The organism is Deltaproteobacteria bacterium (genome assembly GCA_020848745.1).
Classification (GTDB): Bacteria; Desulfobacterota; Binatia; order UTPRO1; family UTPRO1; genus UTPRO1.
Map to the genome: position 1 here is coordinate 1 of JADLHM010000065.1, position 4949 is coordinate 4949.

Sequence of the window (4949 nt, forward strand, 5' to 3'; positions counted from 1 at the left end):
CTCGCCTTGCACCGTGTCAGCGAGCGCGCGCTTTACCCGAGGACGTGAGGGGCCTCAACCACGCGCGCACCCGGTACCGTCCTCGAGCTCGTGTCTAAATTTCTGCGCTTCTCGAAGATCGCCAACAGAGAGCTTAGCGACATAAGACTCACCGTCAGCTTGCAGCCCGCCCGGCCCGACGCTCACCCGTTCCGTCACCCCCGTCTGCCGGTCGTGGACGAAGACATCGCGCGTAGCGTTCGTGTCGCGGCGGGGTTTGAGGAGATTCGTGGCATCGCTGATGAACGCCACGAACCGCCCGTCCGCCGAGATCGCAACGACATCCGAGGCGTTGTCAGCCTCGAGTCCGCCCGATGCAACGCTCACCCGCTCCGTCACCGCCGTCTGCCGGTCGTGAACGAAGACGTCCGTCGTAGCGTTCGTGTCGCCGCCGGGCCCGAGGAGGTTCGTGGCGTCGCTATAGAACGCCACGAACCGCCCGTCCGCCGAGATCGCAAAGCCACCCGATTCACCGTCAGCCTGCAGACCGCCCGGCCCGACGCTCACCCGTTCCGTTGCCCCCGCATGCCGGCCGTGGACGAAGACGTCCCTCGCAGCGTTCGTGTCGCCGCCGGGCCCGAGGAGGTTCGTGGCGTCGCTCGCGAACGTCACGAACCGCCCGTCCGCCGAGATCGCAGAGCTAAACGACGCGCCGTCAGCCTGCAGACCGCCCGGCCCGACGCTCACCCGCTCGGTGAGCCGCTTGGCCATCGCCGCCTCCGAGCTGCGCACGAACACCAGGCCGTTGGAGACCACCAGGGGTTGCCCATCGATCTTCGGCGCCGCGTCGACGGCGCGGAGCGGCGTGCCATAGTTCGTCTCGCCGACACCGAGGCGGACGATACGCAGGATCGCGTCGGCGAAATCCTCGTCGCCGTTTTCGATGCAGCGATTCTGATCAGCCTCCGATTCCAGAAAGGCCAGCACGTCGTTCTCCACCTCGACGGCCGGAAAACTGAACGGCGGTTGCTGGATCTGAATGATCGCCCGTCCGACGACGCCACAACCGGCTGGCCCGCCGAGCGCCTGCGCAACGCCGGTGGTCCGGTCGTGCAGCGTGGCCACCGTGTCGAGTTGATCGCCGTCACCGTTCAGGTCCTGCAGGGCCACCGCCTCGCTCGTGGTGAAGCCGCGGAGCGCCGCGGTCTTCTCGCGGAGCGAGTCGAGATTGACCGGCGACTCGGCTTCGAGCGCGTAGTTCACACACGGATCGCCCACACCGCAGCTCGCCGTGCACATCGCGCCGGTGTCCTGGCACATCCCCGCCTGTGGCGTCGGTGTGGTGATCTGCGCGCGCGGCAATAGCAGCGGCCCCACATCGACCAGCGGACTGAAGTCGAAAAGACGGCCGCAGGGACCGTTGCCGCCGCAGTCGCCGTCCGTCAGGCAGGGCGTCGTGGGGGCGCCGACGCACGTCGTCGGACAGACCCCGCCCGGGCACTCCTCGTTCACGTTGCAGGGCCGGCCGTCGTTGGCGCCGCCCTGACAGGTACCGAAGCGCCGTCCGAGCCGCAGGATCGTGTATGGCGCGTCCACCGAACCGAACAACGAGACGACACTGGGATTCGGCATGCCCGGGTCGATCTTGGGCTCGAAGATCGGCGGCAGCTTGCCGCCCTCGGGCGTGTACGAGCCGAAGAACACGGCATCCGGAACGGAAAACGGCAACCACGGCAGAAGGCGCGTGCGCAGCAACCGCGGCACTGGCACGGCGCTCGGCACCAGCACGCCTTGCCAACTCACCGGCAGCAGCAGGTTGCCGGCGCTGTCGACGCCGAAGCGCAGGTTGGGGGCGGTCGGATTGCACGGCCCGGGCGGATCATCCGTCGCGGCGAGCGCGTAGCAGTCGCTCTGGTAGTCGTTCGGGGGCGGCAACGCCGTGAAGTGCGGGAACGTCCCCAGCAAGACGGCGGTGCCGCAGGCACCGTCGTTGGCGTAGAAGTCGTCGACACACGCGAGCAGACCGGATTGACTGGTGCAGGGGCTGGTAGCTAGCCCGCAAGGCAGCGGATCGCCCGGCGCGCTGACCGCGATCGCCGCCGGGCCGGCCAGGGTGTCGTCGTCGTCACCCGGGGTACACGTCCCGCTCGGGCAATCGCTCGGCTGCATCGGCGTGCAAAACTGGCCAGCATTGGTACCGCCGGTGCACTTCGCGCGTGTGTCCGGGAAACGGAAGCTCAGGAAGCGTTGGCCGTTATGGTCGGCCATCTCCAGACCGGCCGCCGCACCCGCCACGCACGTAGCCCCACCGCCGCCGGTGAGCGCGTCGGCGCATGCCTCGAGGTAGGGCGTGATCGCGTCGCAATCCGCAGCGGCCGTAAGCACGATGGCGTTCCGCGGGCCACTCGGGGGCTGAAAAACCACGGTCACGACGTGATCGGTGGCGTTCACGGTCAAACCCGACGACGTCGCGTCGCAGTTCCGCATCGTCACTTCCAATCGCTCGCCAGGCGCCGCGTAGGGCCGATTGGTGGCGCCGAGTGCGCCGTTGAACGCCTTCGCCGTGCCCGGGATGAGGTTGCAACCCGCCCACGCCGTGCGCGCGACGCACGGTATGCCGGCGACGAACAGGACCAGGATGGCGCGCAACGCCCCGTGCCATCGACGATGGGGAATCACGAGGGCCTCGCGTGGCGCTTCTTGTGAGCAGGCATACCGGCCGCCGAGCCGGCTTTTCGCACCGCCTGGGCGACATAACCTCCAAAGTCGGACGTTCGCGCTTGTACTGCCGTTTGCCACAGCATGGGCAGGTTTCGACCTGGACCGCCGTTTCACGCTAGAATTCGACCGAAAACACTGGATTTCGACCACCAGTCGCAGTAGAGTCGTTTTCGACCGTACATGCAGATGCTCGTCATTTTTCGACCCTAAGAGGAGTTTTTCGACCATGCCTAGGACAGGCCGTGAGCCTTCAACCTTCCAGGACGAGACCATACCGGCCGGCGCACGCCTCGCCGGCTCTGCGGCGCTCGCCCAACGGCTTGGGATCTCCGCGCCCGTTCGCCACCTCTCCTGCGTCTCCACCCAGTATGTCAAAGGCAGCTATCGGATCGAGGATGCCTGGACTGTCTTCGACCAACGGTATTGGCCGGGCGACGATCTGGCCGATCAACTCGGCTTCGCTTTGCGGCACGAGCCCCTCGATCTCGTCGCCCTCAGGCGTGTCTTCGAAGCCTTGCCGCCCGACGCTGTGAAGACGCTCACGCGTCGCGTGCCCAAGAGCGCAGCGTTGCGTCGCGCCTGGTACCTCTACGAAATCCTGACCGGCCGCATGATGGATGTCGAGGACAGCGCCCGCTCGACTGCCATCGATCTCCTTGATCCCAAGGCCTACTTCACATCGCGGCCACAGCTGTCAAAGCGACACCGCGTTCGCGACAACCTTTTGGGGAATGCCCGCTACTGTCCCGTCATCCGGCGTACTCCCGCACTCGAAGAGTTCATCAAGCTCAGGCTCGCGACCAAGGCGCAGGAGACCGTTGGGCGTACCGGCGCCCACCTGATTGCCCGCGCCGCGAGCTTCATGTTGCTGGCGGACAGCCGCGCCAGCTTCGAGATCGAAGGCGAACGCGCACCGCGAAACCGGCTGGAACGGTGGGGCAGGGCTGTCCTCCAGGCCGGCAGGCATCCCCTCACCTTACCCGAGATCATCCGCCTTCACGGGGTGCTCATTGAGGATTCGCGCTTCATCCACGCGGGATTGCGACCCGACGGTGTCTTTCTCGGGGAACGCGATCACGTCGGCGATCCCTTGCCCGAGTTCATCGGCGCACGCCCCGGCGACCTCGCGGACCTGATGCGCGGGATGCTGGAAGCAAACGATCGCATGCGCGACAGCGGCCTCGATCCCGTGCTCCAGGCAGCCGCTACTGCCTTCGGCTTCGTCTACATCCACCCGTTCCAGGACGGAAACGGACGACTCCATCGCTGCCTGATCCACCATGTTCTTGCCGAGCGGAAATTCACGCCGCCGGGCCTCGTCTTTCCGGTTTCATCGGTGATGCTTGACCGCATCGATGGCTACCGCACGACGCTTCAGGCCCATTCAGCTCCGCTCAAGCCCTTCATCGAATGGCGCCCAACGGCCGACCGCAACGTCGAAGTTCTCAACGACACGGCGGATCTCTACCGGTACTTCGATTGCACCGCTGCGGCCGAGTTTCTCTTTGCATGTGTCCGCCGAACCGTGGAAGACGACCTCCCACGAGAGATCGATTATCTGCGCCGCCACGACGAGGCGCTCCGCCGCATCATGGATGCGATCGAAATGCCGGACCGCCTCGCGGAAAACCTCGTGATGTTCATCCGCCAGAACAACGGGCGCCTGTCCACCAAGCGCCGCAAGGCCGAGTTCCAGAAGCTCCGTGACGATGAGGTAGCCCTCATCGAAGGCATCGTCAGCGATGCCTTCAGCGGATTTGAAGAAACAAGGAGTACCCCCGATGGCCGGCTCGACGTTCCAGACGCATCCGTTTGACCTTCACAAACTGCTGGAGGACTGCCACCGCGGCATCGTCCAGCTGCCGGATTTTCAGCGCAGCTGGGTATGGGACGAGGAGCGCATCAGAAGCCTAATTGCTTCCGTATCCCGCGCCTTCCCCGTGGGGGCACTGATGTCCCTGGATACAGGTGGTCCGGTCAACTTCAAGCCGCGGCCTGTCGAGGGCGCTCCGCCGGAAGCAAGACAGCAGCCGCCCCAATCCCTGCTGCTCGACGGTCAGCAGCGCATGACGTCGCGCTCGACGCGTTCGAGCTTGTGACCGCCATGTATGCCGCCGAGGGACATGAGCTGCGCAGGGACTGGTACGGAGACGACTCGGCAAAGGGGCGCCACCGGCGGTTCGCGGAAACGCTTCGGCCCGCGGGAATGGATACCGGCATTATCGCGGAGGTCGCGAACACCGATTTCC

2 protein-coding genes and 1 pseudogene are annotated in these 4949 nt (G+C 65.9%); 2 read left to right on the forward strand and 1 reads right to left on the reverse strand.

Annotated features, from left to right (window positions below):
• Positions 1–54 precede the first annotated feature (54 nt).
• Positions 55–2628, reverse strand: a complete 2574-nt coding sequence (locus tag IT293_09990) for a PD40 domain-containing protein (GenBank protein ID MCC6764982.1) — start codon at positions 2626–2628, stop codon at positions 55–57.
• Positions 2629–2926: 298 nt separating this feature from the next.
• Here IT293_09990 and IT293_09995 point away from each other — a divergent pair, with 298 nt between their 5' ends.
• Positions 2927–4516, forward strand: coding sequence for a Fic family protein (locus tag IT293_09995; GenBank protein ID MCC6764983.1), 1590 nt, complete (start codon positions 2927–2929; stop codon positions 4514–4516).
• Positions 4482–4949, forward strand: a pseudogene (locus IT293_10000) (DUF262 domain-containing protein). The gene IT293_09995 and the pseudogene IT293_10000 overlap by 35 nt, the downstream one beginning before the upstream one ends.